At 56.4% G+C, this 24649-nt stretch carries 27 protein-coding genes; 13 read left to right on the top strand and 14 right to left on the bottom strand.

Translation table 11 applies throughout. The annotated features are described in order from the left end of the window. The first annotated feature begins 19 nt into the window (after positions 1-19). From bufB to AC2FIP_RS00765, 3 genes are read left to right on the top strand one after another with little or no spacing between them, the layout of a single operon-like run. Positions 20-877, top strand: coding sequence for an MNIO family bufferin maturase (gene bufB, locus AC2FIP_RS00775; RefSeq protein WP_496695924.1), 858 nt, complete (start codon positions 20-22; stop codon positions 875-877). Further along, a complete protein-coding gene (locus AC2FIP_RS00770; RefSeq protein WP_496784832.1) occupies positions 874-1635 on the top strand; it encodes an HvfC/BufC family peptide modification chaperone in 762 nt (253 codons plus the stop codon). Before bufB ends, AC2FIP_RS00770 begins: the two co-directional genes overlap by 4 nt. Then, positions 1632-2150 (top strand): hypothetical protein, encoded by a 519-nt coding sequence (locus tag AC2FIP_RS00765; protein WP_496695928.1) that lies wholly within the window; start codon positions 1632-1634, stop codon positions 2148-2150. The genes AC2FIP_RS00770 and AC2FIP_RS00765 overlap by 4 nt, the downstream gene beginning before the upstream one ends. Before the next feature lies 1 nt (position 2151). Here the strand turns inward: AC2FIP_RS00765 and AC2FIP_RS00760 are convergent, their stop codons facing one another. Beyond that, positions 2152-2520: a hypothetical protein gene (locus tag AC2FIP_RS00760; protein WP_496784830.1), complete on the bottom strand. Its 369-nt coding sequence runs from the start codon at positions 2518-2520 to the stop codon at positions 2152-2154. A 41-nt stretch (positions 2521-2561) separates the two neighbouring features. Next, positions 2562-2879 carry an ArsC/Spx/MgsR family protein gene (locus AC2FIP_RS00755; RefSeq protein ID WP_496785781.1) on the bottom strand — a complete coding sequence of 106 codons (318 nt, stop codon included), beginning with the start codon at positions 2877-2879 and terminating at the stop codon, positions 2562-2564. A 216-nt stretch (positions 2880-3095) separates the two neighbouring features. On the opposite strand from AC2FIP_RS00755, the gene AC2FIP_RS00750 reads away from it, so the two are divergent. Then, positions 3096-3302, top strand: a complete 207-nt coding sequence (locus tag AC2FIP_RS00750; protein ID WP_142632979.1) for a cold-shock protein — start codon at positions 3096-3098, stop codon at positions 3300-3302. Between the two features lie 435 nt (positions 3303-3737). Here the strand turns inward: AC2FIP_RS00750 and thyX are convergent, their stop codons facing one another. Then, positions 3738-4649 (bottom strand): FAD-dependent thymidylate synthase, encoded by a 912-nt coding sequence (gene thyX / locus AC2FIP_RS00745; protein WP_496784829.1) that lies wholly within the window; start codon positions 4647-4649, stop codon positions 3738-3740. A gap of 175 nt (positions 4650-4824) precedes the next feature. Here thyX and AC2FIP_RS00740 point away from each other — a divergent pair, with 175 nt between their 5' ends. Genes AC2FIP_RS00740 through AC2FIP_RS00730 form a run of 3 tightly spaced genes read left to right on the top strand, consistent with a single transcriptional unit; the run spans position 4825 to position 6679 of the window. After that, entirely contained in the window at positions 4825-5253 is a 429-nt protein-coding gene (locus tag AC2FIP_RS00740) for a VOC family protein (protein ID WP_142632976.1), read from the top strand. Next, positions 5250-5954, top strand: a complete 705-nt coding sequence (locus AC2FIP_RS00735; protein WP_281994409.1) for a DUF1194 domain-containing protein — start codon at positions 5250-5252, stop codon at positions 5952-5954. Before AC2FIP_RS00740 ends, AC2FIP_RS00735 begins: the two co-directional genes overlap by 4 nt. Further along, on the top strand, positions 5951-6679 hold the full coding sequence (locus AC2FIP_RS00730; RefSeq protein ID WP_496784828.1) for a DUF1194 domain-containing protein: 729 nt from the start codon (positions 5951-5953) through the stop codon (positions 6677-6679). Before AC2FIP_RS00735 ends, AC2FIP_RS00730 begins: the two co-directional genes overlap by 4 nt. Here the strand turns inward: AC2FIP_RS00730 and AC2FIP_RS00725 are convergent. The 3 genes from AC2FIP_RS00725 to AC2FIP_RS00715 form a co-directional block, all read right to left on the bottom strand. Then, the gene (locus AC2FIP_RS00725) at positions 6673-7170 is read right to left on the bottom strand and encodes a MarR family winged helix-turn-helix transcriptional regulator (RefSeq protein WP_496700587.1); all 498 of its coding nucleotides are present in this window, start codon (positions 7168-7170) and stop codon (positions 6673-6675) included. The two genes, AC2FIP_RS00730 and AC2FIP_RS00725, sit on opposite strands and share 7 nt — an antisense overlap. A gap of 77 nt (positions 7171-7247) precedes the next feature. Then, on the bottom strand, positions 7248-7472 hold the full coding sequence (locus AC2FIP_RS00720) for a succinate dehydrogenase assembly factor 2 (protein WP_496784826.1): 225 nt from the start codon (positions 7470-7472) through the stop codon (positions 7248-7250). Between the two features lie 32 nt (positions 7473-7504). Then, positions 7505-7894, bottom strand: a complete 390-nt coding sequence (locus tag AC2FIP_RS00715) for a helix-turn-helix domain-containing protein (protein ID WP_142632968.1) — start codon at positions 7892-7894, stop codon at positions 7505-7507. Between the two features lie 92 nt (positions 7895-7986). Between AC2FIP_RS00715 and AC2FIP_RS00710 the strand changes: the two genes are divergently transcribed. Next, positions 7987-9189, top strand: coding sequence for a pyridoxal phosphate-dependent aminotransferase (locus AC2FIP_RS00710; RefSeq protein WP_496784825.1), 1203 nt, complete (start codon positions 7987-7989; stop codon positions 9187-9189). An 11-nt stretch (positions 9190-9200) separates the two neighbouring features. Then, positions 9201-9602, top strand: coding sequence for a hypothetical protein (locus tag AC2FIP_RS00705; protein ID WP_271947903.1), 402 nt, complete (start codon positions 9201-9203; stop codon positions 9600-9602). Between the two features lie 7 nt (positions 9603-9609). Here the strand turns inward: AC2FIP_RS00705 and AC2FIP_RS00700 are convergent, their stop codons facing one another. Together AC2FIP_RS00700 and ppk2 are read right to left on the bottom strand one after the other, a co-directional pair. Continuing rightward, the gene (locus AC2FIP_RS00700) at positions 9610-10962 is read right to left on the bottom strand and encodes an MATE family efflux transporter (RefSeq protein ID WP_496784824.1); all 1353 of its coding nucleotides are present in this window, start codon (positions 10960-10962) and stop codon (positions 9610-9612) included. Positions 10963-11078: 116 nt separating this feature from the next. Continuing rightward, positions 11079-12005, bottom strand: coding sequence for a polyphosphate kinase 2 (ppk2, locus tag AC2FIP_RS00695; protein ID WP_142632960.1), 927 nt, complete (start codon positions 12003-12005; stop codon positions 11079-11081). A 111-nt stretch (positions 12006-12116) separates the two neighbouring features. Here ppk2 and AC2FIP_RS00690 point away from each other — a divergent pair, with 111 nt between their 5' ends. Beyond that, positions 12117-12992, top strand: a complete 876-nt coding sequence (locus AC2FIP_RS00690) for an alpha/beta fold hydrolase (RefSeq protein WP_496784823.1) — start codon at positions 12117-12119, stop codon at positions 12990-12992. 3 nt (positions 12993-12995) lie between these two features. On the opposite strand, the gene AC2FIP_RS00685 is transcribed toward AC2FIP_RS00690, so the two are convergent. Continuing rightward, positions 12996-13604 carry a carboxymuconolactone decarboxylase family protein gene (locus tag AC2FIP_RS00685; protein WP_282021855.1) on the bottom strand — a complete coding sequence of 203 codons (609 nt, stop codon included), beginning with the start codon at positions 13602-13604 and terminating at the stop codon, positions 12996-12998. Positions 13605-13875: 271 nt separating this feature from the next. Between AC2FIP_RS00685 and AC2FIP_RS00680 the strand changes: the two genes are divergently transcribed. From AC2FIP_RS00680 to AC2FIP_RS00670, 3 genes are all read left to right on the top strand, one after another. Further along, positions 13876-14430 carry an NYN domain-containing protein gene (locus tag AC2FIP_RS00680; protein ID WP_496784821.1) on the top strand — a complete coding sequence of 185 codons (555 nt, stop codon included), beginning with the start codon at positions 13876-13878 and terminating at the stop codon, positions 14428-14430. 215 nt (positions 14431-14645) lie between these two features. Beyond that, on the top strand, positions 14646-16604 hold the full coding sequence (gene parE, locus AC2FIP_RS00675; protein WP_496784820.1) for a DNA topoisomerase IV subunit B: 1959 nt from the start codon (positions 14646-14648) through the stop codon (positions 16602-16604). Between the two features lie 552 nt (positions 16605-17156). Beyond that, positions 17157-17825, top strand: a complete 669-nt coding sequence (locus AC2FIP_RS00670) for a hypothetical protein (RefSeq protein WP_496784819.1) — start codon at positions 17157-17159, stop codon at positions 17823-17825. Positions 17826-17960: 135 nt separating this feature from the next. On the opposite strand, the gene AC2FIP_RS00665 is transcribed toward AC2FIP_RS00670, so the two are convergent. From AC2FIP_RS00665 to AC2FIP_RS00645, 5 genes are all read right to left on the bottom strand, one after another. Continuing rightward, on the bottom strand, positions 17961-18740 hold the full coding sequence (locus AC2FIP_RS00665) for an alpha/beta hydrolase (RefSeq protein WP_496784818.1): 780 nt from the start codon (positions 18738-18740) through the stop codon (positions 17961-17963). Positions 18741-18799: 59 nt separating this feature from the next. Next, complete coding sequence (locus AC2FIP_RS00660) at positions 18800-19945, bottom strand: iron-containing alcohol dehydrogenase (RefSeq protein WP_496692403.1); 1146 nt, start codon at positions 19943-19945, stop codon at positions 18800-18802. Further along, positions 19942-21324 (bottom strand): aldehyde dehydrogenase family protein, encoded by a 1383-nt coding sequence (locus AC2FIP_RS00655; RefSeq protein ID WP_496785779.1) that lies wholly within the window; start codon positions 21322-21324, stop codon positions 19942-19944. Before AC2FIP_RS00655 ends, AC2FIP_RS00660 begins: the two co-directional genes overlap by 4 nt. Before the next feature lie 130 nt (positions 21325-21454). Further along, the gene (locus AC2FIP_RS00650) at positions 21455-22816 is read right to left on the bottom strand and encodes a glutamine synthetase family protein (protein WP_496701414.1); all 1362 of its coding nucleotides are present in this window, start codon (positions 22814-22816) and stop codon (positions 21455-21457) included. Positions 22817-22873: 57 nt separating this feature from the next. After that, the gene (locus AC2FIP_RS00645) at positions 22874-24559 is read right to left on the bottom strand and encodes a Na/Pi cotransporter family protein (protein ID WP_496784816.1); all 1686 of its coding nucleotides are present in this window, start codon (positions 24557-24559) and stop codon (positions 22874-22876) included. Between the last annotated feature and the right edge of the window lie 90 nt (positions 24560-24649).

The following is a 24649-nucleotide window of genomic DNA, read 5'->3' as shown; positions in this document are numbered from 1 at the left end:
AAGACCGCGAGGTTACCAGATGCTGGACAGCACAATCCGATCGAACAGGCTGCCTGCGGCACCAGGCGTCGGCTATAAGCCTCAGCATTTCCAGCAGATTCTGGATCACCCGCAACCGGTCGCATGGCTGGAAATCCACGCCGAGAACTACATGGGCGATGGTGGCCGACCGCTGGCACAGCTGCGGCACTTGTCGGAACACTTCCCGATTTCCGTCCACGGCGTTGGCCTGTCCATCGGCGGAGAAGGCCCGCTGGATACAGACCACTTGGCCCGCTTGAAACACCTCGTCGGCTGGCTCAACCCCGCCAGCTTTTCCGAACATCTGGCCTGGTCGACACATGACAGCCACTTCCTGAATGATCTGTTGCCCCTGCCCTATACCGACGCAACCCTTGCACGGATTTGCGATCACATCGACCAAGTTCAGAATGTCGTTGGGCGACAGATGCTGCTTGAAAACCCGTCAAGCTATCTAGCATTTGATGAAAGTACGTGGTCCGAACCAGACTTCCTGCGCGAAATTTCGGGCCGCACCGGATGCGGGCTCTTGCTGGATGTGAACAACGTTTTCGTATCGGCGACAAATCTCGACTTCTCACCGCAGAGCTATATCGACGCCTATCCGCTGGACAAGGTTGGTGAGATCCACCTTGGCGGGCATGATGAGGATGAAGACGACCACGGGCTTCCCTTGCTGATCGATAGCCACGGACGAGAAGTGGTTGATCCGGTTTGGGCGCTTCTGAACTATGTGCTTGAACAATCGGGACCAAAACCTGTTCTTGTGGAATGGGATACCGACGTCCCTGATTGGCCTGTCTTGCGCGCAGAAGCCGATCGCGCCCAGGCGGCACTGGACCGCATTCCAGCATGAGCGTGTCGCAAGAAGAGTTTCACCTTGCTTTGCTGGATCCAGCCATGTCGGTGCCTGAGGGCCTTGTAGACGCGTCGGATCAGCCGGCGGGACGGCGTTTCAGTGTCTATCGCAACAATGTTGCCGTTTCGCTGACCGAAGCCATGCATCAGGCTTTCCCGGTTATCGCCAAGTTGCTGGGTTCGCAAAACATGGACGGGTTGGCCGGGCTTTTTCTGCGCAGCCACCCACCAACCTCGCCGTTGATGATGTTCTATGGCGAAGCGTTTCCGGATTTCCTGGTCGGGATGGATCAGCTGTCGCATATCGGGTACCTGCCCGATGTGGCGCGACTGGAACTGGCCCTTCGCCGATCTTACCACGCGGCGGACAGCGTGCCAGCGTCGGACGACGCGTTAGCCGTGCCACCCGAAGATCTGTTCCGGGCCCGATTGGAATTCGCACCTTCGATGCAAATCTTGCGCTCGGACTGGCCCATCTTTTCGATATGGCGGTTCAATACCGAAGACGGCGCACCGAAACCCCAAGCTGGTGCTGAAGATACCGTGATCACGCGCCGCGAATATGATCCTGTTCCTCAGGCCCTGCCGCAAGGCGGGGCGGGTTGGATCGCCGCGATGAAGGCCGGAAACACAATCGGACAGGCATTTGAAAACACTACCGAAACCACCCCGGATTTTGATCTTGGGGCCACTCTGGCGCTGCTGTTACAGGGCGGCGCTATCACTTCTGTGACTATTGAAAGGCTGGCAACATGACTGCCCTGATCTCTCTTCATAACAACGTCCTGGGACGGATCGACAGCTCGGCCAACTGGCTGACACCAACCCTGGCGCGTCTTGTCTTTGTTGCCGTGTTGCTTGTCTACTACTGGAACTCAGCCACCCTGAAAATCGACGGGTCGATTTTCTCTCCGTCAGCGGGGGCGTTTGGGCAGATTTTCCCCAAAGCGGCAGAGGCCGTACTTTATGACGTAACCCAGATGACTTTTTTCCAACGCGTCGTAATCTTTCTGGGAACAGTCGCCGAATTTGTCCTGCCAGCCTTGTTGCTGGTCGGCCTGCTGACCCGGGTGGCAGCCCTTGGGATGATTGGGTTTGTTTGGGTCCAGACCATTGTCGACGTGACCGGTCATGGCGTCAAATTGGGAGGCCTGTTCGACAACGCACTTACTTTGATGGATCAGCGCGTGATGTGGACTTTCCTGTTTCTGGTCATCGCGATAAACGGCGCAGGCCCGATCTCGATCGATCGCATCCTGCGCCTGAAGTAACTCAGAAATGTGCCTTGGGCTCGTCCGGTTTACCCGCGGCCAGCCCAAGGAGACCCGCCACGGCGGCAAAGGCGACCGGGAACATGGTGAACACATTGAACCCGAACGCATAATACATCCCAGCCGCAGAAATCAGCAGCAACACGCCACCAATCAGAGCGCGGGCATGTGCCATCGCCCCGCCCGCAATAGCCAATAAAGGCGCAAGGATCGCCACGGTTCGGATCAACTGCGCATTGTCCACCTGCTCGGCAATCCCGTCGATTTCGCCAAACCTGTCGATCAACTCGACATATCCATAGCCAACAAACCCGACCAACATGCCGATCAGACCGGCAACTACCCCTAAAATCATCGCTGCGTTACGCATTTAGAACCCTCTAGCTTGCGACCAACCACATAAGTACCCACTCAGCCAACGCCAAGGGCTGCCTGCGTTTCAGCCGTCCAGCCCAGATAAAGTGCACCGTCTTTCTCAACAAGCGGTCGCTTCATCAGGGTGGGGTGTTCCTGCAACAGCTCCAGCGGCTCTTTTTTGCGCTGCTCTGCATCTAACCCCCGCCATGTTGTTGATCGAATATTGAGCAAAGCCTCGCCGAAGTGATTCAGGGCCTGAGCCAGCACCGCCGCTGGCACGCCCTGCGCCCGGACGTCGATGAATTCTGCATCTGGAAGCGATTTCAATGCCTTACGACAAGTATCACATGTTTTCAGTCCATAAACGCGCATTTTCGGGCTGCTCCTGTATTGATTTTGGTCGTCGGCAAATTCGCCAGTGTATTCCGGTATTTCTTGATTTTTTACTTCACCGTGCAATGTTGAAAAAGACGAAACACGTAATTCGGGCCGTGTCGTGAGCGCGAGACGGTGATGTGTTGTGGTGACGTCAATTCCTACCCCCACCAATTTTGTGGGACAACGTGCAAGTAGAAGGAGACACGGGAAATGCCAACTGGCACCGTGAAATGGTTCAACACCACCAAAGGCTATGGGTTTATTGCCCCTGACGAGGGCGGCAAGGACGTATTTGTTCACATCTCGGCCGTTGAAAGATCCGGTCTTACCGGACTCGCTGACAATCAAAAGGTCGCTTACGAACTGGAAGACGGACGTGACGGCCGACAAATGGCTTCAGATTTGAAGCCACTGTAAAATCCCGTTACTGCGGGTACGAAAATCAGGACAACGGCCAATTTCAGGCCGTTGGCCATCGAAAGTGATGTGCCTATTCTCGCGCCCTGCTGCTTTCGGGGCGCGTGGTTCAATTTTGCCACATGGCACGATTCAGGACGTACTGGTCGCATAGGTGACCACCATCTTCCAGTTGCCGGATTATCTAGTCCACACTTCCATCAGTTGTTCAGGATCGCACATCCCGGCTCTTGCCCGCTCAGAGGTGAACTGGAGCGCAAGTTTTTGGTGCATGTAGCCGTGGGTTCGCAAATCACCATCGACGATGGGGGGACTCGGCCTGTGCCACGCAAGGCATGAACAGGGTCAGACAACCGGTTTTGATCAAAACTGAAAGTGTCATGAAACGATCGCAACCATTTCATGACGCCCCGTATAGACAGACGGCAAGCGCACTCAGCTTTCCTTGATGATCGCCTCGAACTCACGCCATTCCCGCCCGGTCATGCCCGAGATTTCCTGCGTGACCGTCTCTCCGGCCAACATCCGACGCAAGCTGTCGACCATCTGCGCGGAAAGATTGACCGCACCCAGGCGGTAATCTTCAAACGCCTTATAGGCGGCCGGCACCCAATCAGCGACGATCTTGCACATGGCATCGGCGTAAACACGAATTTCGTATTGGGCATGAGGATCCGCGCGCAGACGCAGGAAGTGGAACAGGTTGTGCAGGTCAACCTTCCAGTACCATTGCGTGTAGATATTCGCCGGAAGGTTCATCCGCGCCAGTTCACGCGCAAGCCCTTGCTGCCCGTCCTGACCCATCATCGCCTCGTAATTGTCATAACAACGCGCGCTATCAGCTTTCAGTATCTCAAGGACGCGCGCGGCTTCTTCGCCCTGCAACGTATCGCCGCGACCCTGATTGTTGATCTCGGACTGCGCGGACACATGCTCGGGTGCCGGGATATAGAATTCACGGTCCAAAATCGAATAGCGCGCCGAATATTCATTCACATTCGCCGTCCGGTGCCGAATCCACTGTCGCGCGACAAAAACCGGTAATTTGACGTGCAACTTGATCTCGCACATCTCAAACGGGGTCGAGTGCCAGTGCCGCATCAGATAGCGGATCAACCCTTCGTCATTTTGCACTGATTTGGTGCCCTTGCCATAGGACACGCGTGCGGCCTGACAAATCGCAGCGTCATCACCCATATAGTCGATCACGCGCACAAAACCGTGGTCCAGAACCTGATGCGCCGTGTACAGGTGTTCCTCCATCCCCGCAGCTACAACACGGCGTGTTGGATGCGATTGCGCCCGTTGCGCTTCGATCTCGGCCAGTTGGTCAGAGGACAGCGGCATGAAATTTCCTTTCCAGCAATGAGTCGCCTGCCACTATATATCGCCAATCAAAAGACAGGAACCGCGATATGTGCGCCCACATTTGCATTTTCAGAATTGTGTCCGCGCGGCCTCTCGACACGTGATGTACGCGCGCTAAGGTGCAGGGCATCACCGGAACAGAAAGGAACCCGCAATGGGGCTAACTTACCTCCACACCATGGTTCGCGTGAAGGACCTGGACAAATCCATGGCGTTTTACAAGTTGCTGGGCCTTAAGGAAACGCGCCGCTATGACAGCGAACAGGGGCGGTTTTCCCTGATCTTCATGGCTCCCGCTGGGCAAGAGGATCGACCAATCGAGTTGACCTATAACTGGGATGGGGATGACGATCTGCCCAACGACAGCCGCCATTTCGGCCATCTCGCCTATGGAGTCGACAATATTTATGAAACCTGCCAGCACCTGCAGGACAATGGAGTCGTGATCAACCGGCCACCGCGCGACGGCCGAATGGCGTTTGTGCGGTCACCCGACAATATCTCGGTCGAGTTGCTACAAAACGGTGATGCACTGGAACCGGCCGAACCCTGGGCCAGCATGGAAAGCACCGGGCACTGGTGATCCGCTGGTTGATCACACTGGGCCTAGCCTTTTTAGCCAGCCCCCTGCGGGCCGAGCCCTGTCGCCTTGCGCTTGCGCTGGCAATGGACATTTCAACATCGGTAAGCGCAGAAGAGGACGCGCTGCAAAGGCAGGGCCTTGCCGCAGCGTTGGTTGCCCCCGAGGTGACCGAGGCCTTCTTTTCCTCGTCGATGCCGGTCGCGCTGGCTGTTTATGAATGGAGCGGCCGGGACGTTCAGCACATCATACTGGGCTGGACGATGATCAACACGCAGACCGATTTGCTGGTGGCAGCGACCACGATACAGCAATCGGTCCGATCAGACAGCGACTCGGCCACGGCGATGGGGTATGCGCTAGCCTTTGGGGCGACGCTGATGCAGCAGGCCCCGACATGTCTTTTTCAAACCATTGATCTGTCAGGTGACGGTTCGAACAACGATGGATATGGCCCGGATTCCGCCTATCGGCATTTTCCCTTTGAGAATACGATTGTGAATGGCCTAGTCATTAATGCCGCCGACTTCGAAGGCGAGCTGTACCTGATTCCCTTCTTTGAAAACAATGTCCTGTACGGCCCCGGGGCGTTTCTGGAAATCGCCGACGGGTTCCAGGATTTCGAACGCGCCATGCGGCGCAAACTTGAACGCGAACTAAAAGGTATGCAGATCGGTGCATTGTCGGGCCCCGGCCAGCGATGATACGTGCGCTTGCAACGATAGTCAGCATATTGGCCACCTCTGCGGCATCAGAATGCCGCCATGCTTTGGCTTTGGGCCTGGATGTGTCGGGATCAGTCGACAGCTCGGAATACCGGTTGCAGCTTGGCGGCTTGGCAGGTGCTTTGCGCAGGCCCGAGATTAAGCAACTCTTTCTTTCAAACACAGCAAACCCGGTACACATCGCGATTTATGAGTGGAGCGAACCCGGCCACCAACGCCTGTTATTGAGCTGGACCGCAGTACAATCGGACCTCGATCTGGAGCGCATAGCCACCCTGCTCGACCATGTGAAACGCAGCGGCGCTCCGCAAGGAACCGCCGTCGGGTCCGCCATGCTGTTCGGTGCCGAGCTTTTGGGCCAGCAACCCGATTGCTGGAAGCGGACATTGGATCTGTCGGGGGACGGAAAGCACAATATCGGCCTGCATCCAAGAAATGCGAAACAGACGCTCTCTGGCGACGGTATCACGGTCAATGGACTGGTCATCGGTGCCGACGACCGTGACATCGGTAGCACCCGCTATGTTCAGGTCGGAGAGCTGCTGGCCTATTTCAAAGCATGGGTCATCCTTGGCCCCGGCGCCTTTGTCGAGGTTGCCCTGGGCTTTGACGATTACGAAGAAGCAATGACCCGTAAACTGATCCGCGAACTTGAAGGCCTGACCCTATCGGATGCGGGACGGAGGCCGACCGAGCATCAGTAGATATAGCGGATCTGATCCGTCCAATACCGTTCTACCCGCCGCAATGCTCCGGTAATGTCTTCGATCCCTTCCTGTCCAAGCACGCCGCGCGATTGTAGGCCTTCGGCATGTCTCGAAAACAGCTCGGAGACGATATCGCGGATTTCGCGGCCCTGTGGCGTCAACCGGACACGCACCGATCGGCGGTCTATTTCGCAACGCTGGTGGTGCATATACCCCATCTCGACCAATTTTTTGAGGTTGTAGCTGACATTGCTGCCTTGATAGTAGCCGCGGCTTTTCAATTCACCAGCGGTAACCTCATGATCTCCGATATTGAACAAAAGCAACCCTTGAACCGCGTTGATCTCAAGAACACCGACCCGTTCAAACTCATCTTTGATAACGTCCAACAACAAACGATGAAGCCGCTCAACCAGAGCAAGTGCCTCAAGATAGCTTGTCATGAAGCCTTTGACCCCCGGCGCGGAGACCTGCATTTCCAAACTCATACGATCCTCCGATTCATTCGCGCAGTTTCAGGCAGGATGAAGCGAAAAGCCGAAAAATCAGTTAAGCCGGATAATCTTTATTTTTGAAAGGTTTGCGCAATATCAGAAACAAGCCCCGAGAATTGGGCCGGTGGCGAGACCTGGCCAGTGACCCATTGATACAGATCCTGATCATTCTCGTGCAGCAGAGCGTCGTAAACATCCAACCCCGCCGCATCCATGGTTTCGAGATTGCGGTCTGCATAGGCAGCCAGAATCAGATCCATCTCTTTGATGCCGCGTCGCATGGAACGCATTTTCATCCGTTTGATCCTGACATTGCGCGGTTCGGCCACTATTCCGCCTCCAGCATCATGCGCACACGTTTCTCCAGCCTTGCAGCCCGCTCGGCGCTGGCGCGCATCTCGCCTCGGATTGAGCGAAGCTCGGATACGATTCCGGCCAGGTCAGGTGCGTTTTCTCCAGCCTCGACAGGGGCGTCCATCCCGTCGCCCTCGCCGGTGAGAAGCCACATGATCGAAACGTTGATCATGCCTGCCATCATCGACAGTCGGTTGGCCCGGGGCTCTGACAGATCATTTTCCCAGGCGGCAATCGTAGACTTCTTGACACCCAGCCTGCGGGCCAGATGTGCCTGCGTCATCCCCGCTGCTTCACGCGCCCCTGCCAGCCGGTCTCCGAATGTCGCCGCGTCGGGTCCGTACCAGTCATTTTCGTCGTTCATCGGGGTCTCCAAATCTCTTGTTTTATATCGCTTGATCGTCGTTCGGGCGCACCCTATGACAGTCAGGCTAAACATACAAACTGAGGCCGACCATGAGTTTCCTGTCTGCGACACTGTCACGCGTAAAACCATCTCCAACAATCGCGATGACAGCCAAGGCGGCCGAATTAAAGGCAGCCGGACGAGACGTAATTGGCCTAAGCGCCGGAGAGCCAGATTTCGACACGCCCCAGAACATCAAGGATGCTGCGGTGGCGGCCATCGCCGCTGGAAAGACCAAATACACCGCGCCCGATGGCATACCAGAGCTGAAGCAGGCGGTTTGCGCCAAGATGAAACGTGATCATGGACTGGACTATTCGCCTGCTCAGATCTCGGTCGGAACCGGTGGCAAGCAGACGTTGTATAACGCGCTGATGGCCACCATGAACGCGTGCGATGAGGTGGTCATACCTGCACCTTATTGGGTCAGCTATCCCGATATGGTTCTTCTGGCCGGGGGAACGCCTGTGACAGTTGAAACGACCCTGGAGAACAGTTTCAAACTAACCGCTGAACAGCTTGAGGCAGCTATTACCCCAAAGACCAAATGGTTCATCTTCAACTCTCCGTCCAACCCAACCGGTGCAGGGTATAGCCGGGCGGAATTGAGAGCTTTGACCGATGTCCTGATCAGGCACCCGCATGTTTGGGTAATGACAGATGATATGTACGAGCATCTGGCCTATGACGGGTTTGAATTCTGCACACCGGCCGAAGTCGAGCCCAGGCTTTATGACCGCACCCTGACCTGCAATGGTGTATCCAAAGCTTATGCGATGACTGGCTGGCGGATTGGCTATGCAGCAGGGCCTGCCGAATTGATTGCGGCAATGCGCAAGGTTCAGTCTCAATCGACCTCGAACCCCTGCTCGATCAGCCAATGGGCGGCGGTAGAGGCGCTGAACGGTACACAGTCCTTTCTGGCCCCGAACAATGAAACGTTCAAACGCCGCCGTGATCTGGTCATCAGCATGCTGAACCAGATCGAAGGAGTGACCTGCCCAACTCCGGAAGGTGCGTTTTACGTCTACCCTTCCATTTCCGGGTTGATCGGAAAGACCACGCCTGCTGGCACTTTGATCGACACAGACGAAGCCTTCGCAACCGCGCTTTTGGAAGAGGCTGACGTTGCAGTCGTCTTCGGCGCTGCGTTTGGGTTGTCCCCCAACTTCCGCGTCAGCTATGCTACGTCAGATGAAGCGCTGACCGAAGCCTGCACGCGCATTCAGAGGTTTTGTGCTTCGCTGACCTGATCGGAGACCTTATGACTGCCGAATTGCCTGAGTACTATTTCCGCATACGCGAAAACGGTGCCGCGGTTTTCCGGATCGACACGGAAAACCGCCAACGTCGGATTGAAATGAACCAGATCGCGGTCATCAACATCCGCAACGGAGAGGTGAAGCCGCAGGGTCAGCGCGCTCTGACTGAGGCGGATCAGGCCGAAATCGAGCGCTGGATGGCAGAACGTAAAGATCTTCTGGCGCAGCGCGATATCGACGATATTCACCGCGCGGTGGACTATCTGAACCTAACCACACAGTGGGCCCAGTCCAAAGCGACTGACCAACAGCTCGAGGACGTTACGGACCGGCTACTACTGGCGATGCATGATCTGCGCAGCGTATTGGTTCGGAAGAAAGCCGACCGGCTGAACAAAGGCTAATTTGCCTTCACGCTGCCGGTTCAGCGATTACACGCACTGATCGTAACCAGAAGCGCGCCATCAACAGTACGGCGGCACAGGCAAGACCCAGCACAAGGCCCAACCAGACACCGACGCCCTCCATGCCGCGGATGAACCCAAAATAGTAGGACGCCGGAATTCCGACGACCCAATAGCTTAGCCCCGCCATGACCATTGGCACCTTGGCATCCTGCAATCCGCGCAAAAGGCCCAACGCGATCACCTGTGCACCGTCCACCAGCTGGAACAACGCAGCCATGGCCAGCAACCCGGTACCTATGGCCAGAATCTCGGGGCGTTTCGGATCCTGCGGTTCCACAAATACGGAAATCAGAGGCTCGGCGCAGGTCAGGAACAGGATGATTGTCAGGATAGACACCACAAGAGACATCCCTGTCACGGCGACGGCTCCTTTTTCCAGATGCGCGCGGTCCTTGCGGCCAAGCGCATTGCCCGCCCGGATCGTGGCGGCGTTGGACAGGCCCAGATGCACCATGAATGTCGCCGAGGCGAGGTTCAGAGCGATCCCATGCGCCGCCAGCGGCACCTGACCGATCCAGCCCATCATAAAGGCCGACATCGCGAACAGAGACACTTCGGCCAGCAGGGTCAGCCCGATGGGTATGCCTAGCTTCAGAACGCTCAGCAGCATCTCCCAGTCGGGCCGCCAAAACCTTTGGAACAGGCTATGCTCGGGCAGAACTTTTACAGCATAGATGATAACCGCAATTAACGACACGGTCTGCGTCACGACCGAAGCGATAGCGGCGCCCATCACGCCCAGTTCAGGCGCACCCCAGTTGCCAAAGATCAAAGCATAGTTGGTCAGACCGTTCACCACCGCAGCTGCAACAGTGATCCACAAAACAACCTGGGTTCGCTCCAACGCCGCAAGGTAGGACTTCAAGACCATTACCACCAGAGCGGGGAACAGACCCCAGCCTGCAACCCGCAGGTATTCCGATGCAGTTTCTGCCACCTGTGGATCCTGATCTGTGGCGATCAAGATCGGGTATGACCACCACAGCAATGGCATTACCACTGCTGCATATAGCAACGACAACCAGAGCCCCATGCGGGTCGAACGGCGAATGCTGGTTTCATCGTCTTCGGCAGCGGCTGTTGCCACCATTGGCATAACGGCCAGACCGAACCCGCCCCCGAACAGGAACAGGACAAAGTAAAAGCTGCTGGCCAACGTGACCGCCGCCAGAGCTTCGACCCCGTACCAGCCAAGCATGATCGTGTCCGTCAGACCGATTGCGAACTGCGCCAGATGCCCGCCAACCAATGGCAGGCCCAGGACGGCAATGGCACGGAAATGGCCTTGATATGTCATCACCTTATTCATTCCACCAGCCATAGGCCCGGGGAAAGGCCGGGACAAGACCGGAACAGAGAAATTTCAGAGTGAGACATGGATCCGAGACAGGTGCCCTGCCCCGAACCTTAGGCCTAGCAGCGGGCGTCAGGATGCAGCGCGTTGCCCAGAATATGCTCGGATCGGTGGATCACATGATGCGCCTGACCCACGATCAAAGGATCGGGCTCGCCAACAATGCCGTGATCCTTGTCCGGGTAATCAAGTGTCGACAGAAAGTGGCGCATACAGTTCAGACGAGCGCGTTTTTTGTCATTCGATTTCACGATGGTCCAGGGCGCATCAGCGGTGTCTGTATAAAAGAACATCGCCTCTTTCGCCTCGGTATAGTCATCCCATTTGCCAAGGCTTGCCTTGTCGATCGGAGATAGTTTCCATTGCTTCAACGGATCGGTCTCACGGCTTTGAAACCGCCGCTGTTGTTCGGGTTGCGTGACCGAAAACCAGTATTTGTAAAGCTGAATTCCCGACCTCACCAACATCCGTTCAAGCTCTGGCGTCTGGCGCATAAACTCTAGGTACTCGTTCGGAGAACAGAACCCCATCACCCTCTCGACCCCGGCGCGGTTGTACCAAGAGCGGTCGTAGAACACCATTTCACCAACGGTGGGAAGCTCGTGCACATAGCGCTGATAGTACCATTGGCCCTTTTCTTCCCAGGTGGGTTTGTTAAGGGCGACCACGCGCGCCTGACGGGGGTTCAGGTGTTCCATAAACCGTTTGATTGTACCGCCTTTACCAGCCGCATCGCGCCCTTCGAACAGCAATACGAACCGTTGACCGGTTTCCTGCGCCCACAGCTGAACCTTAAGCAATTCAGCCTGCAGTTTGGCCTTCTCGGCCTCATAGACCCGCCGGGGCATCTTGCGATGATAGGGATATCTTCCGCTTTCGAATGCCTTGCGGATCTTTTCCGGGCTTGGCTCGGAAACAGCACCTGCAACAGGTGTTTCGTCATTCACGCGTGGTAGATTTTGCTCGGGTTGCGCAGCTGCATCCATACATATTCTCCTTTTTTTCACTGTTCGAAAAAACGGCTAGCAGAACCGAAGCTTTCGCGCTTTGATTGGGGTCAAACCAAATTCACTTATACGGCGAAAAGGCCAAGAAACATGGAAACCCGATTTCAGATCCTGAATGGCCAGAGGTTTCATATTCGCCGTTGGGGGTCATCCGACCTGCCACCCTTGCTGATGCTGCACGGCTTTCCGGAATATGGTGGGGCATGGGCCGATCTGGCGCCACATCTGGCATCTCATTTCCATTGCATTGCCCCTGATCAACGCGGTTACGGCCAAAGCTGGGCACCAGAGGGTGTCGGCCAATATGCCACGTCCGAGCTGGTCTCGGATATGATCGCACTTGTCGAAGGTCTGGATACGCCAATCAGTGTTCTGGGCCATGACTGGGGCGCCGCGGTCGCCTATGGCCTGGCCATGTTCCGCCCAGATCTCGTCGGTCGCCTGATCATCGCAAACGGCGTTCACCCGGTGCCCTTCCAACGGGCTATGGCATCGGGCGGCGCACAATCCGCGGCCTCTCAATATATTAACGCGCTACGGGCCCCTGATGCCGCAACACACTTTGCCGCGAACAATTTTACCCGCTTGGAAAGTTTCTTTCGCCACGGGATGGGCTTGGACTGGCTGTCCGATGCCCGAATGGAGGACTATCGAACTGAATGGGCCCGTCCCGGTCGTCTGAATGCCATGCTGAGCTGGTATCGGGCCTCTCCGCTGGTTGTGGCGAAACCGGGCGAGCCCTGCACAGACCTGCCCCGGCTTCCGGTCGAGCGGCTGATGGTTCGTTGCCCACATCTTTTGCTATGGGGCTCCGATGACAAAGCGCTGCTGCCCGAGACGACAGACGGTCTGGAAGATTTCGCGCCCGACCTCACACGAGTCGATATTCCGGGCACAGATCACTGGTTACACCACCAGAAGCCCGAAGCAATGGCACAGGCAATCATCGAGTGGACAGACGGCTGAGGCCTATTTATGCCCCCAATCAGCAGGATCAGCCGAGTTATTGGGGGACAGCCCCAGAATGTCACCCTCGGTGGAACATCCCAGCCCCAGAACGGTGCGGTTGGCATAGGCAAAATAGGCGCAGACCTGATTGATCTCGAGGATTTCACCATCGTCCCACCCTGTGTTGCGCAGGACGGCTATGTCGTCTTCCACCAGATCCGCCGGGGCCTGCGTCAGCTTGCGCGCATACAACATGGCCGCAACCTGAGCAGCCTCCAATGGTGCGCTTTCGGGTGTCCCAGCTTCGATCGCGGCACGGATTGCATTACCGCGCACTTCGTCGCCTAACAGCCTTTGCAACCCGTTGAAATGATGCTCGACACAGTACCCGCAGTGGTTCAGGGAACTGACCCAGACACCCAGAGTTTCGAGAAACCATTTCGGAATCTGATTGGCCGAATGATGCAGCACATTCTTGTACAGCGCCATATGCCCTTCCATCGAATGCGGCCGCAAGGAATGCGCCATCATGATATTGTCGACATTGTTGTCGGGGCCGGTCACCCGCTCATACAGCTTGCGCAGCTTGCCCGTAGCTTGTTCGAAAGGAATGGTTTTGATCCAGCTCATTTGGCATGCCCTGTTACTGTTGTTCAGCTTCGCGAAAAGACTAGAAGCGAAAACTGAGCGTTGCGAGGTAAAAAGCAGAACTTTTAGCACCTCGGGGCATCGAACCAGATAGATACACAAGGTTCGGGATTTTTATACAACGTTTTGGGCTGCACATAGCGCCAATCCCAACACCACGTCGCCCCGGGCCCCACTATATTTTAATTTTCATTTCGGTGTTTTATTCGCTTCAGTTACATAGACTATCAATTTTGCGAAAGAGATTCTGGAATTGCGCATACTCTGTACTGTCTTCGTGCTCTCCGGGATAGGCACCGTCGTCGCATTGACGCAACCCGGGCTCACCGATTGGGTATTGCTGGCTGGGCCCTGCGCATTGGCAAGTGTGATATTGCTGCTCAAAAACTGGCTGAAGCGCTTTCAAAAAGCAAGAAAGTGGGCCGTCGTTGACGGATCAAACGTCATGCACTGGAAGGACGATGTTCCAAGTATCGAGACCGTTCGCGAGGTCACGATCGCACTGACCAAAGCAGGGCTAACGCCCGGAGTGGTCTTTGATGCGAATGTGGGATACAAAATTTCTGATCGATACATGAGTGACAAATATCTGGCGTCCAAGCTTAGGCTACCGAGAGATCGCGTTATGGTCGCTCCAAAAGGAACACCAGCAGACCCATTAGTCTTGCAAGCCGCCAGGGATTATCAAGCCACCATCGTTACGAATGACCGATTCCGCGATTGGGCTGATGACCACCAAGATGTTCTAAACGACAGAAAACCAATACGCGGCGGTTACAAGGACGGAATGCTTTGGTTGTCTCTTTGATACCTCACTCATTTACGGGTAGCTTTGCCTGACGTATTCGCTTGTATGTCTGTGCTTAGCCAAAGACAGACACCACAGAACGTCCAATTCCAAAGCATCGCTCCTACTCCTCGCGCTTCCAAGACCCAAACCATCCACAACACCTCGCGTCCCTCTTCCCCCGGACCACATCACCTGCCATAATAGGGGGAAACTCAAAAACAAGAGCAGCCCATATGCCCGACGACCTGTTGACGCCCGAAGCGACCAATACCTATGACGCCTCATCCATTGAGGTGCTCGAAGGTCTTGAACCTGTTCGCAAACGCCCCGGCATGTATATCGGCGGCACGGATGAGCGTGCGCTGCACCATATGGTCGCTGAAATCCTCGACAACTCGATGGACGAAGCGGTGGCAGGCCATGCCAACCGGATCGAAGTCGAACTGCACGCCGATTACGCCCTGACCGTCCGTGACAACGGGCGCGGCATTCCGATCGATCCGCACCCGAAATTCCCCGACAAATCCGCGCTTGAGGTCATCCTGTGCACCCTGCACGCGGGTGGCAAGTTCTCGGGTAAGGCTTATCAGACCTCGGGCGGTCTGCATGGGGTTGGCGCATCTGTGGTCAATGCTTTGTCGGATTCCATGGTTGTTCAGGTGGCCCGCGACAAACAGCTGTTCGAACAACGCTTCTCGCGCGGAGTACCTCAGGGACCGGTGGAAAAGGTCGGTGCTGCCCCCAATCGGCGCGGCACCACTGTGACCTTCCATGCCGACCCCGACATCTTTGGCCACCACAAATTCAAACCCGCGCGGCTGTTCAAATCCATCCGCTCCAAGGCCTATCTGTTCTCGGGCGTCGAAATCCGCTGGAAAACCGCCATCGACGACGGCGAAACCCCCACCGAGGCGACGTTCCACTTCCCCGGCGGGTTGTCGGATTACCTCAAAGAGACGATGAACGGCTCGTCCACCTATGCCGATCAGCCCTTTGCCGGCACCGTGGACTTTCGGGAAAAATTCAATGCCGCTGGCAAGGTCGAATGGGCGATCAACTGGACGCCCTCGCGCGACGGGTTCATCCAATCCTACTGTAACACCGTCCCCACCCCCGAAGGCGGCACCCATGTGGCGGGGTTCTGGGCCGCTGTCCTCAAGGGCATCAAAGCTTACGGCGAGCTGATCAACAACAAAAAGGCCGCGCAGATCACCCGCGACGACCTGGTCACCGGCGGCTGTGCCCTGGTGTCCTGTTTCATCAGCGAGCCCGAGTTTGTCGGCCAGACCAAAGACCGCCTCGCCACGGTCGAAGCTCAGCGGCTGGTCGAAAACTCGGTCCGTGACCATTTCGACAACTGGCTGGCCGCGGATAACAAATCCGCCGGAGCGATCCTCGACTTCCTCATTCTAAGGTCTGAGGAGCGCCTGCGCCGACGGGCTGAAAAGGAAACACAGCGCAAGTCCGCCACTAAGAAACTTCGTCTCCCCGGCAAGCTGGTGGACTGTTCCAGTTCAACGCGCGACGGAACCGAATTATTCATCGTCGAGGGCGACTCGGCGGGCGGCTCGGCCAAGATGGGCCGTAACCGCAAAACGCAGGCGCTGCTGCCCCTGCGCGGTAAAATCCTGAACGTGTTGGGCGCGGCCAGTTCCAAGCTGGGCACCAATGCGGAGATCAACGATCTGACCCAGGCGCTGGGTGTGGGCCTCGGCACCCGTTTCAACGTCGATGACCTGCGCTATGATAAGATCATCATCATGACCGACGCGGATGTCGACGGCGCGCATATCGCGGCGCTGCTGATGACGTTCTTCTTTACCCAGATGCGGCCGATGATCGACGCGGGGCACCTGTATCTGGCCTGCCCGCCGCTGTACCGCCTGACCCAAGGGGCCAAACGCGTCTATTGCCTGGACGAGGCCGAGCGCGACGAGTGGATGGAGAAAGGTCTGGGCGGCAAAGGCAAGATCGACGTCTCACGCTTTAAGGGTCTGGGTGAAATGGACGCCAAGGACCTGAAAGAGACCACGATGGACCCGGCCTCGCGCAAACTGATCCGCGTCACTATTGATGAGGACGAACCCGGCGAAACCAGCGATCTGGTCGAGCGCCTGATGGGCAAGAAACCCGAACTGCGGTTCCAATACATTCAGGAGAACGCACGGTTTGTGGAGGAGTTGGATGTTTGAAACGAGCTTCAGCCGATAATAGATTTCCCCCACAAAAAAAGATGAACGCCAAGGAAGAAATCCGAGCAATCAATCGCACGATAGCAGTTTTTAGTACGTGTTGGGCATTGACTGTAATCTGGGTCTTGTTCTTTCCTCACCTATTTCCAACTACCGGCATCTCGCTATCCAAAGCGTACATCTTTATCTTTGCTTGGTGGCCAGCGGCGTTGTTGCTGTATCTAATAAAAAAGAGTGTGTACAAACGCCAATGAGGCAAACGCTTTCGCACATCAGAAAGGACTAACGTGGCGAAACCTGCGACCTTGCTGTGCGCCTGATGGGCAAAAAAACCGAACTGCGGTTCCAATACATTCAAGAGAACGCGCGGTTTGTGGAGGAGTTGGATGTTTGAGGAAGAAATCTAGTTCTTTCTCAATGGGTGCTGGGTAACTCTGAGTTCTGAATTTGCTCGCCTATCCAGTCGGGTATATCTGACTAGCATCAAATTGGAACCGCTTTAGACTGAGCACACCAAATTCATTAACCTTTTTAGTTGTGTCGGTGAAGTAGTTGGCGAAGCTCCTAGTGTCTTTAAATGCTTGCACACCAATAATTTTTTGGCTCGGCAGTGGGTTTGCTGCACTGTCAGAAAGCAACCGAGAGGATGTTTGGGAGCATTGCCGCCCAGACGATAGCTGCGTAGTCGAATTCGGTCATTTAGCCAATCAGACCACCGATCCTTACATGTTTTCCGGGTATGTCGTTGATGAAAACAGCAACAAGTGGGCAAGTCATCGACGTTCCATACACAGATATTCCGATGTACGCGATTGCCTTGTAAGGAGCGAGAAGCTCAAAGAAAAACCAAACTTGCTATTGATCGATTGGGATCGAGTGGGGTTCGATCATGCTGCCGAAGTCTGCGTTTTCCGCATCGCGCGCAGCTTAGGGGACGTGGAAGTTCTAAAAGACTGGTTTGGTTACCATGGCTTCAGAACAAAAGGGCCAAACAGATCATTTTCTGAAAGCTACAAACCACGATATGAAACTCAATCGGTGCAAGGCCTTTCCGCCAAATGGAGCGGTGTAGAGTTCAAATCCCAATACATGGCGCGCAAAAGCTTACTGTTTCATATTTTTGCAAACACTTACGGAATTGGCGGGTACGCCTTCAATGTCGGTTTGGCAGAAGACGATCGTATCGTGGCCATTGAGGCGAGTTGGACTGGAAATCACTGAAGTAGCTGTATGTTCTCAGCGCTGCCCAAAACGCTTCGCGCCCGCCTTAAGGGGCGGGTCGAGCGCGTGCTTGATGCTTTGCATCAAGCATTGTGTGAATAGATTAGTACGTCTCCACTATCCGTAGGCCGGGCTTCAGCCCGGCATCACCGACACCCCTTCCAACCACTCCGCAATCTGCCCGACTGGCCCCTCCCACCCGGGCTCCATGAACAGAAAATGCGCGTGGTTTTCGACCGGCAGAAACGTCGCGCGATCCCCATAAAGCTTCGCCAACGCGCGGCAGGTGTTGGGGTTCACGGCCCGATCCTCGGTGCCGGATACGATCAGAACCGGGCAGTCGACCTTGTCGATATCCAGCTTCATCGCGTGGTGGTCGTCGAACATCCAAAAGAACATCTCGAACATCACCCGCCCGCTTTCGGCACCCAGCTGGTCGAACACCGCGTGCTGCTGCGCCTCGGGCATCTTGTTCAGCGCAAAGGGCGCCATCAGATCGAACTCAACGCGCATGGGCTGTTTCCAGAACGCCCCGCCCTCCATCAACGCGCGCGGCACGGCGCGTTCGTCGTCGGTTTCGGGCAGCGTGCCCCATGGCGCGTTCGGATTGATCAGAACGATGGCGCAGGCCAAGCCGCGCGCTGCCACCTGCTGCGCCACAACGCCTGCGATGGCGTGACCCAGCAACACCGGTTTGCTGTCCAGCCCCTGCACGAACTCTGCAATGTCGTTGGCATAATCGATGACGCTGACGTCGGTCAGGCCCGGATCGGGTTCGGCCTTGGGGTCGCCGCCATGGTACCGCAGAGCAGGCGTGTGCACGGTCCAGCCCCGGTCGCGGAAGAACCCCGCGTAATCGGCCATACACCACGGTCCGGCAAAGGCTCCGTGGATCAGAACAATCTCTTTGGTCATGGAAACGCCCCCTCACCTGCCATCACTATGAGAGATGAGGGAGCGGATCGGCAAGAGGCTTACAGTGCGGCTTTGAACAGCGCCGTCAGGTTGTCCTCGGTCAGTTCAATCGGATTGCCGCCGCAAGAGGGGTCGATGATCGCCCCCTTGACCAGTTCGGGGATTGCCGCATCGGTCACTTTCATATCCGAGAGTTTGCGGGGAATACCCAGCGAGTCATTAAACTCCTGCACAAAGGCGCGGAACCCGTCAAAGCCTCCATCGATGCCCAGATAGGCCGCGGCCTGCTGGAACCGGTCGGCGATGGCGGGGGCGTTGAACTCTAGCACCGCGGGCATACAGACCGCGTTGGTCGTCCCGTGATGGGTGTTGAACACCGCGCCAATCGGGTGGCTCATCGCGTGGATCGCGCCGAGGCCTTTCTGAAACGCCGTAGCACCCATCGCTGCCGCGCTCATCATTTGCGCCCGCGCTTCGATATCGGTGCCATCGGTATAGGCGCGCGGCAGGTAGTCCTTGACCAGCCGCATCCCCTCCAGCGCGATGCCGTGTGACATCGGGTGGTAATGCGGGCTGGAGAACGCCTCGACACAATGGGCAAAGGCGTCCAAACCGGTGCCCGCGGTGATGAATTTCGGCATCCCCACGGTCAGTTCCGGGTCACAGATCACCACGGTTGGCAGTACCTTAGGGTGAAAGATGATCTTTTTCGCGTGGGTTTCCGAATTGGTGATGACGCTGGCGCGCCCCACCTCTGACCCCGTCCCGGCGGTGGTCGGCACCGCAATGATCGGAGCAATGACATCGGCATCGGCTCGGGTCCACCAATCGCCGATATCTTCGAAATCCCAGACCGGGCGCGTCTGCCCGGCCATGAAAGCGACCATCTTGCCCAGATCCAGCCCCGAGCCACCGCCAAATGCGATCACCCCGTCATGGTCGCCTGCCCGATACGCCGCAACGCCGGCCTCAAGGTTCTTCTCATTGGGGTTCGGGTCCACTTCGCTAAACAGGCCACGCCCCAGACCCGCAGCCTCAAGAATATCCAGCGTCGCCGAAGTGATCGGCAGATCAGCCAACCCCTTGTCCGTGACCAGCAGAGGGCGTTTCATTCCGGCCGCAGCGCAGGCTTCGGGCAGTTCCTTGATGCGGCCAGCGCCGAATTTGATCGCGGTCGGATAGGACCAGTTTCCAGACAGGCTCATGATGTCACCTTCTTCAGATGGTAGGATTTGGGGCGGGTAAGGTTGTGATAGCCGATGACAGAAAGACCACCGCCACGCCCGGTATTCTTGCAACCGGTCCAGCACAGGCCCGGATCCAGATAATCGGCGCGGTTCATGAAGACGGTGCCAGTTTCAATCTGGTCCCCGACCTGCGCAGCCCGGTCCACGTCGCGGGTCCAGAGGCTGGCGGTCAGGCCAAACTCGCTGTCATTCATCAGCGCGATGGCTTCGTCATCCGACGACACTTTCATGATACCAACTACGGGGCCGAAACTCTCATCCCGCATCACCCGCATGTCGTGTGTGACATTGGTCAGGATTTGCGGGGTCAGATATGCCCCCCCATCATCCTCGGGGAAAGTGTCGATATGGGTAACTGCGCCATCCGCGACTGCCTCGGCAATCTGCGCGCGGACCTCATTGGCAAAGCGTACACTGGCCATCGGTCCAATCGTCGTCTCTGCATCCAGCGGATTGCCCAGCTTATAGCCCTGAACAATCTCAACCGCTTTGGCAACGAACGCATCATACAGGCTTTCGTGCACGTAAATTCGCTCAATCCCGCAGCAGCACTGGCCCGCGTTGAACATCGCACCGTCGATCAGCGTATCAACAGCTGCGTCCAGATCGGCGTCGTCCATGACATAGCCTGGATCCTTGCCGCCCAACTCGGTACCGACCCCGGTGAATGTGCCCGCCGCCGCACGTTCCATCGCCTGACCACCACCGACCGAGCCGGTGAAGTTCACGAAATCAAACGCATTTCCAGCGATCAAATCGTTAGTCACATCATGACTCAGGAACACATTCTGGAACACATCCTCAGGAACACCTGCCGAATGGAAAGTCTGCGCCATCCGCTCACCCACCAACAAGGTCTGGGTCGCGTGTTTCAGCACCACGGTATTGCCCGCAATCAACGCCGGGGCCACCGTATTGATCGCAGTCATGTACGGGTAGTTCCAGGGCGCCACGACAAAGACAACCCCATGCGGAATGCGTTTGATATAGCGCCTGAAGACCTCATCCTCGCCCACCGCAATATCGGCCAGTGCATCCTGCGCGATCTCGGCCATATGGCCGGCGCGCTCGTTGAACCCGCCGAACTCTCCGCCGTAGCGCACTGGGCGCCCCATCATATGGGCCAACTCGGGCACGATTTCGTCATTCATCGCACCAACAGCGGCGACACCCGCCATCACAAGATCAATTCGCTCTTGTAATGGGCGTGCTGCCCAGGCTGTTTGCGCTTCCCTGGCCCGCGCAGCCACCTCAAACGCTGCTTCGCGCGATAAGGTTTCGCGCTCAGCATAAACCGATCCATCGATCGGCGAGATGCATTTCAACATCTGCCCCATCTCCATTCCATCCTCTAAAAAGCAGAATCTCCTGCTTTATCTGGCCAACACAAACCTCGGGGGCCGTCATTGATGCGCCATTGGTTCAAGCACCAATAGCGGCAAGCAGGGCCCCCAGCTTCGTCCACCCTCAGGCCCGTTCGAACCCGCGGGCAATTTCCCAATCAGTAACCACGCTTTCGAATTCCTCGATTTCCACCTCGGCGGCGCGCGCATAGTGATCAACAACTTCGTCCCCCATAGCGGCCCGCAACATGGTTGAGCCAAGCAGGGCATCCCGCGCAGCGGGCAGGTTCCCGGGGATCATGCCGGACTCGCTCTGATACGCATCGCCTTTGGTTGGTGGTTCAAGCTCCAACCCCTCCTCGATGCCCGCGATACCCGCCGCCAACATACCAGCAATCGCCAGATACGGGTTCATATCCGAGCCCGGAATACGGCATTCCACGCGAACCGATTTGGTTCCATCACCACACAGTCGGAAACCGGCGGTGCGGTTGTCGACCGACCAGATGATCCGCGTCGGCGCAAAACTTCCTTTTTGGAAACGCTTGTAGCTGTTGATGTAGGGGGCCATGAAACACGTATAATCGGCAGCGTATTTCAACAACCCGGCCATATAGCTTTTCATTACTGCCGACATGCCGAGCGGATCTTTTTCGTCGAAAAAGATTGGCCTTCCCTCAGACCACAGCGACTGATGCACATGGGATGAACTACCAACCTTGTCATGATGCCATTTCGGCAGGAACGTGGCCGCATGCCCGTGCTGCCAGGCGATTTCCTTCACCGCATTCTTGGCGATCGAGTGATACTCGGCCGTTTCCATGGCGGCGGCGTATTTGATGTTCAACTCTTCCTGACCGGTCTCGGCCTCGCCCTTCGTATTCTCGACCGGGATGCCCGCGTTCCACAAATGATTGCGGATAGGACGCATCACATGCTCTTCCTTGGTGGTTTGCAGGATATGATAATCCTCATTATAGCCCGAGATCGGCGCCAGATCGCGAAAGCCTTCCTTGCGGATCTGATCAAAGCTTTTCTCAAACAAAAAGAACTCCAACTCGGTGGCGCACATCGCGTCGTAACCCATGGCTTTCAGGCGTTTGACCTGTTTCTTCAGGATCGACCGGGGCGCGTGCGGGACCTCTTCATGCGTGTGGTGATCCAGAACATCGCACATCACCATCACCGTGCCCTCAAGCCACGGCACCGGGCGCAAAGTGCTGAGATCAGGTTTCATGACGTAATCGCCATAGCCCCGCTCCCAGCTGGTCGAGGCATATCCGTCAGGCGTGCCCATTTCCAGATCTGTCGCCAACAGATAATTGCAGCAATGGGTCTCTTGCCAAGCGCCTGCCACAAAGTGACCGGCGTGAAACCGTTTGCCCATCAGCCGCCCCTGCATGTCCACCATGCAAACAAGAACGGTGTCTACTTCACCTGCTTCAACCTTGGCTTTGAGGTCCGCCAACACAGCATCATGGCCCATCATGTTCATCCTTCATCACAATCGGGCCCACCGCGCCCCTGTTCCCATCGACGGCCGTTAGTCTTCGGCCGCTTCTTTCTCCATTTCCATAACCAGCCGCGTTTCCAGAACCTGTCCGCTTTTGTAGAGGATCGGATAGGCGATGGCCGCGATATGGCCGTGCAGATCGCGCATAGCGCGCAGTGCCTCCAGATGCAGATCGCTGGACTGGAAACTTTCCGTTTGACCACGCTCCAGCCGCTTTAGATGCGCCTTGCGGCTGTCGCGGGACATCTTTTTGATCTCGGCCTTATCCAGAACAAGACGGCGGGCACAGTCGACGTCATCCACCAACAAAACGTGTCGCGCCAGCGAAAAACTTTCCAGAATGGTGGCGTGTAAATCCTTGAGTTCTTTCCACCCCTGGGCGGAAAACTCGGACCTTTCCATGTGTTTATTCTTTGCTGAACGCGTCATTCTGTTCGACACGACATCTCCAGCGGCCTCGAGCCGAATAGCGTATTCCACCAGACCACGGGCGGCTTTGATCTGAGACTTGCTCATATTCTGCCGCGGCAACCGCGCGACAAAGCGTCGGATTTCCGTCAACTGGGCGTTTACCATTTCATCCTGCTGCGACAGGGCGGCAATGGTATCAATGTCGTCACGCTCATAGATATCCAGCACCGGGCGGAACATGCGTTCGACCTGCGTGACCATCTGCAACAATTCGTGGCGCACCGAGGACATCGCAACATCAGGGCCTTTGGCACTGGGGTCGCCTAGCGGATTAAGAGCACCCGAGAATTGATCTGCCACACCAGATTCAGGGTCGGTCTCGGGCATGAGCAATGCCATCGGCGCTTCCATCCGGGTGACGAATCCGGTTGCCAGCAGAAACACCACGAGGTTGAAACCGATATGGGCAAAGATCAACGATTGCCCCGGCCCGCTGATCATCAATGCGGCATGGGTCCCGGTGACGTTGACAGCAAACAGCATCACAAGCGCCGCACTGCCGCGCAGCAACAGGTTGGCTATCGGTATCCGGCGGGCCGAAACGATCTGGTCGCGCGTCAACCAGATCGGAATAAAGGCCGAGCCCAAATTTGCCCCCAATACCAACGACAAACCCGCCGCGAATGGGATTGCCCCGATCTGTACAAGCGTCACGCACATCAGGATTGTCGCAACCGAGCTGTGCATGACAAAGGCAAGCACAGCTCCAACGATGAAGGCACTGAAATAGTCGCTTTCAAGATAGCCCGCGATGGCCGGCAAAAAGGCGCTTTCGCGGATCGGATCGACAGCATCGCGCAAAAATTGCAGTGATACCAAAATGAAGGCTACACCCAGAACAATCCGCCCCATCAGGCGAACATTTGCCCGATCAGATTTGAGGTAGAGCCACCCGCCCAGCGCCAGCAACACCGGCTGCAACCATCCCAAATCATAAGACAGTATCTGAATGACCAGAGCCGATCCCAGATCGGCCCCCAAAACCCCCGCCAGGGCGATGCCAAAACTGACCATTCCGGCCGCCGCAAACCCTGTCAGCAAAACCGCCACGGCGGCTGAACTTTGCAGGATCGTAGCCAGAACCATACCCGCGCCACCGGCGACAAAACTGTTTGAATGTCGGGTCAAAAGCGATTGAAATAGCGCGCCAAATCGCCGCTCAATCCCCGTACGAACCAGGCGAACGGCGAAAAGCAGCAACATGGTTGCGGCAAAAATCTCGATCAGAAAACCAGCGATGGCCATGTGTTCATACCCCGTCCGACCGGTGAGCAGCACTGTGCATCCGGTTTCGCATCTCTGTTATTGGGATTGATATGAACATAAGAGGTGTCG

This window comes from Ruegeria sp. CDSB114, from assembly GCF_059611025.1.
This window is presented reverse-complemented; position numbering and strand designations above follow the sequence as displayed.